This is a genomic window from Pseudonocardia sp. EV170527-09 (assembly GCF_008369905.1).
Lineage (GTDB): Bacteria > Actinomycetota > Actinomycetes > Mycobacteriales > Pseudonocardiaceae > Pseudonocardia.
On the sequence record NZ_VRMC01000158.1, the window covers coordinates 1 to 5,751 of the forward strand.

Annotated in this window: 1 protein-coding gene; it reads left to right on the forward strand. The window is 76.3% G+C overall.

Annotated features, from left to right (window positions below; genetic code table 11):
* Positions 1-5,751, forward strand: a 5,751-nt coding sequence (locus FVA95_RS27190) for a non-ribosomal peptide synthetase (protein ID WP_149666663.1), incomplete at both ends; no start/stop codon positions are given.

The following is a 5,751-nucleotide window of genomic DNA, read 5'->3' on the forward strand; positions in this document are numbered from 1 at the left end:
CTGGCTGCGGCCGGTGCCCGACGGCGTCGTCGGCGAGCTCTACATCGCCGGGACCGGCCTGGCCCGCGGCTACCTGGGGCGCCCCGCCCTGACCGCCGAGCGGTTCGTCGCCGACCCCCGGATCCCGGGCGGCCGCATGTACCGGACCGGTGACCTGGTCCGGCGTCGCGGCGACGGGAACCTGGACTTCCTGGGGCGCAGCGACGACCAGCTCAAGATCCGCGGTTACCGGGTGGAGCCGGGCGAGATCGAGACGGTGCTGGCCGCCGTCGACGGTGTCGACCAGGTCGCGGTCGTCGCCCGCGAGCACGCCGAGGTCCCCGGACAGCGCCGCCTCGCCGCCTACCTCGTCGGCCCGGCGGCCGACCCGCGGACCGCCCGCGACGCCGCCGCCCACGCCCTGCCCGACTACATGGTCCCCACCCTGTGGTCGGTCGTCGCCGCCCTGCCGCTGACCGTGAACGGCAAGCTCGACACCGCCGCGCTGCCCGAACCGGCACCGCTCGCCACCGCCCGCAGCCGCGGACCGGCCACCCCGACCGAGCACACCCTCTGCCGGATCGTCGCCGAGGTCCTGGGGGTGGACACGGTCGGCGTCGACGAGGACTTCTTCACCCTCGGCGGCGACAGCATCTCCGCGCTGACCACCGCGAACCGCGCCCGCAAGGCCGGGCTGCGGATCCGCCCCCGACACGTCTTCGAGGCCCGCACCGTCGCCCGCCTCGCCGAGCACCTCGGCGACGGCGCCCCCGCGGACGCGGCCGATGGCACCGCAGATCCCACCTCGGCAGACCCCGCCCCGGCGAGCGAGACCGAGACCACCGGCGACGCCGGGCCCACCCTGGCCGAGGTCGCTGCCCGGCCGCACCAGGGCGTCGGCGGCACCATCGAGGCACCCGCCTCGCCCGGCCAGGTCCGGATGTGGGCGCACGAGCAGCTCGCCGGACCGTCCGCCACGTACCTCATCCCACGCACCTGGCAGGTCGAGGGCCCGCTCGACGTCGCCGCGCTGCGCACGGCCGTCGACGACCTCGCGACCCGGCACGACATCCTGCGCACCACCTACCACGACGTCGACGGCCGGCTCGTCCAGCGCGTCCTGCCCGGCACCGCGCCGCGCACCGAGGTCCACGACCGCACCGGAGCCACCGACGACCAGGTGTCGGACCTCCTTGCCGACCTCGTCCGGACCCCGTTCGCGCTCGACGCCGAGTCCCCGCTGCGGCTGCACGTGGTGCGCACCGCCGTCGACCGGCACCTCGTCGTACTCGTGGTGCACCACATCGCCGTCGACGACTGGTCGTTCCGCGCGCTGGTGCGCGACCTCGGCACCGCCTACGCCGCCCGCGCCGCCGGACACGCCCCCGGGTTCGCTCCGCTGCCGGTCCGCTACGCCGACTTCACCGCGTGGCAGGCCGAACGCCTCGGCGACGCCCGCGACGCCGGTTCGCTCGCGGCGACCGAGCTCGACCACTGGGCCCGCGTCCTCGACGGCGTGCCCACCGAGTGCACCCTCCCGCTGCGGCACGGCCGCCCCGAGACGCGCACCGGGGCCGGTGCGGAGGTGCGGTTCACACTCGACACCGAGCTCACCGCCGGCCTCCAGCGCCTCGCCGCGGCGCACCGGGTCTCGATGTTCATGCTGTTCCATGCCGCCGTCGCGACCCTGCTCGACCTGCACGGCGCCGGCCCGGACACCGTCGTCGGCGCCCCGGTCTCCGAACGCGACGACGACGCGCTCGCCGACGTCCTGGGCTTCTTCGTCAACACCGTCGCGTTGCGCCTGGACCTCACCGGCGACCCGTCGTTCACCGAGCTGCTCGGCCGGGCCCGCGACACCGCCCTCGACGCGATGGCCCACCAGACGGTGCCGTTCGACCAGGTCGTCGAGCGGGTCAACCCCGAGCGCTCCTCCGCCCGGCACCCCCTGTTCCAGGTCGAGATGGTGTACCTGCGGGTCGAGGACGACGCGGGTGACCTGGTGCTCGACGGGCTCGACGTCGAGCCCCGGTGGGTCGGGACCGGCACCGCCAAGTTCGACGCCACCCTCCAGTTCTTCGAGCGCGCCGGCGACGAGCCGGTGATCCACGGCGCCGTCGAGTACGCCACGGACCTGTTCACCGAGCAGGAGGTCGGCGCCGTCGTCGAACGGCTCCGCGCCGTGCTGACCACCGTCGTCGCCGACCCGGACCGGCGCCTCGCGGCGCTGCCGAGCGGGGATCGCGGAGCGCGGTCGCTGCCGGTCCCGCCCCGGGCGGGCAGCGGCACCCTCGCCTCACTGTTCGACGAGGTCGCCACCGCCCGCGGGAGCGCGACCGCCGTCGTCGCCGACGAGCGCCTGCGCTACGACGAGCTCGCCGACCGCGCCGCCCGCCTGGCCGGACTGCTCGCCGCACGCGGGGTCCGCCCCGGGGACCGGGTCGCGATCGCCGTCCCCCGTTCCGCCGCGATGGTCGTCGCGGTGCTCGGGGTCCTGCGCGCCGGCGCCACCTACGTGCCGCTCGACGTCACCGCCCCCGCCGAGCGCACCGCGCTGATCGTGTCCGACGCGCGGCCACGCTGCGCGGTCGTCACCGACGCCACCCGGGCCCTGCCCGGCGACGTCGACCTGGTCGTGCTGGACGACCCGGACACCACCCGGGACGCGGCACCGCTCGCACCCGTCGCGGTCCCGCCCGCCCAGCCGGCCTACGTCATCTACACCTCGGGCTCGACCGGCCGCCCGAAGGGCGTCGAGGTGCCGCACACCGCGGTCCTCGACCTCGTCGCCGCCGCGGACCGGCACTACGACCTGTCCGCCGACGACGCCTGGTCGCTGTTCCACTCGATCGCCTTCGACGTGTCGGTGTTCGAGATGTGGGGCGCGCTCGCCCACGGCGCCCGCCTCGTCGTGCCCGACCAGGAGACCGTCCGCTCCCCGGAGGCGTTCTGGGAGCTGCTGCAGACCGAACGGGTCACGGTGCTGAGCCAGACCCCCTCGGCGTTCGACCAGCTCGCCGAGGCCGAGCCCGCCGGCGCGGGCGACGCGCTGCGCTACGTCGTGTTCGCCGGGGAGGCGCTGGAGACCCGGCGGCTGCGCCCCTGGTACGCGCGGCACCCCGAGGACGCACCCCGGCTGGTCAACATGTACGGGATCACCGAGACCTGCGTGCACACCACGTTCCGCGCGCTGCGCCGCGCCGACGCCGAGGCGGGGGTCAGCCCGGTCGGCGTCCCGCTCGACGGACTCGACGTCGAGCTGCTCGACCACCGGCTGCGCCCGGTGCCCGACGGCGTCGTCGGCGAGGTGTACGTCCGCGGCGGCCAGCTCGCCCAGGGCTACCTGGCCCGGCCCGGCCTGACCGCGTCCCGGTTCGTCGCCGACGCCGGGGGCGGACGGCTCTACCGCTCCGGTGACCTGGCCCGCCGCGGGCCCGGCGGCGAGCTCGAGTTCGCCGGCCGCGCCGATGACCAGGTCAAGATCCGCGGGTTCCGGGTGGAGCCCGGCGAGGTCGAGGCCGCATTGCTCGGCCTGCCCGGCGTCGGCCGCGCGGTCGTCCTGCCCTGGGACGGCCCCGGCGGCACCCAGCTCGTCGCCTACGTCGTCGCCCCCGCCGGCACAGCGGCCCCGCGCCCCGACGGTGCCCGGCTGCGCGAGGAGCTCGCCGGTCTGCTGCCCGGCTACATGGTCCCCGCCGTCGTCACCGTGCTCGACACCGTTCCGCTCACCCTGAACGGCAAGCTCGACCGCCGTGCGCTGCCCGCCCCGCAGCTGTCCTCCGCCGGGGGCCGGGCCCCCGCCGGACCGGCGGAGAAGGCGGTCGCCGCCGCGTTCCGCACCGTGCTCGGTGTGGACCGGGTCGGTGCCGACGACGACTTCTTCGCCCTCGGCGGCCACTCGCTGCTCGCCCTGCGGCTGGTCCACGAGCTCGGCGGCGACGTCAGCGTCCGCGACGTGTTCGACCACTCCACGGTCGCCGGGCTCGCCGAGCTGACCGGCCGCGGCGGCCCGGCGGGCCGCCCGGCACTGCGCCCGGCCGTCCGGACGGGCCGCGCACGGTCGCTGTCCGCCGGGCAGCGCCAGATGTGGGCCCTGCACCGGGTGTCCGGCCCCGACGCCGTCTACGACGTGCCGAACGTGCTCCGCCTGCGCGGCCCGCTCGACACCGCCGCCCTCGCCGACGCCGTCGCCGACCTGGCGGTCCGGCACGAGGTGCTGCGCACCGTCTACACCGACGGCGACGGCGGCCCGGCCGGCGTCGTCGTCGACCGCGACCGGGTGCGCGCGGCCGTGCTGCACGAGCGGGTCACCCCGGAGACCCTCGACGAGCGGATCGCCGCCGCCGCGACCCACCCGTTCGACCTCACCGTGGAGCCGCCGCTGCGGGCGGTCCTGCTGGAGCTGGACCCGGCCGATCATGTCCTCGTCCTGACCCTGCACCACATCGCCACCGACGAGTGGTCGTGGCGCCCGCTGGTCCGCGACCTCGAACGCGCCTACGCCGACCGCCGCGCGGGTCGCGGCGCACCCGAGCCGGCGCCGGTGCAGTACGCCGACTTCGTCGACTGGCAGTCCGCGTGCCTGGCCGACGGCGCCGCCACCTCGGCCGCGAGCCAGCTCGACCACTGGCGCCGCGTCCTGGACGGCGCCCCACCGGAGTGCACGCTGCCCGCGGACCGCCCACGGCCGGCCGCACCGACCGGGGCCGGTGGTGTCGCGCGGGTCGAGGTCGGCCCCGAGCTCACCCGCGCGGTGCACCGGGTCGCCCGCGAGCGCGGCGTCACCACCTTCATGGTGCTGCTCGCCGCCCTCGCCGTGCTGCTGGCCCGGCACCGCTCCGGCGGCGACGGCTCGGACACCGTGGTGGGCACCCCCATCTCCACCCGGTTCGACCCGTCGCTCACCGACGCCGTCGGCTACTTCCTCAACACTCTCGCGCTGCGTCTGGACGCCCGCGGCGACCTCACCGTCGGCGAGCTGCTCGACGCGGCCAGGGCCGCGGACCTGACCGCCTACGACCACGCCGACGTCCCGTTCGCCGACGTCGTCGGCGCCGTCGGGCCGCCGCGGGCACCGGGACGGAGCCCGCTGTTCCAGGTGATGCTGGTCTGCCTGTCCGGCGAGACCGACGTCGTGCACCCGAGGCTCGACGGCGTCGAGGTGAGCACGCACCACGTCGACACCGGCACCGCGAAGTTCGACGCGTCGTTCAACTTCCACGACGCGCCGGACCTGCTGACCGGGGTCGTCGAGTACGCCGAAGACCTGTTCGACGCCGACACCGTCGCCCGCGTGGCCGACCGGTTCGTCACGGTGCTGCGCGGCCTCGTCGGGGACCCGACCACCCGGGTCGGCACGCTCGACGTGCTCGCCCCCGCCGACCGCGCGCTCGCCGCCGAGCGGGCCCGCACCGCCGCGACGGACGTGCCGGACGCGACGATCGCCGAGCTGCTCGCGGAGCGGGCGGCGGCCTGCCCGGAGCGGACGGCGCTGGTCGCGGCGGGGGAGCGGGTGAGCTTCGCCGAGCTGGACAGGCGGGTCACCGCGCTGGCTCGGGTCCTGCTGCGCCGGGGGGTGGGTCCGGAGTCGGTCGTGGCGTTGGGTCTGCCGCGCTCGGTGGGCAACGTGGTGGCGTTGTTCGCGGTGCTGCGTGCGGGTGCGGCGTACGTGCCGTTGGAGTTGGACCACCCCGATGAGCGGCTCGGGGAGATCCTCGACGCGTCGGGGGCGGCGCTGTTGGTCACCGATTCCACCGTCGCGGCCCGCTTCGA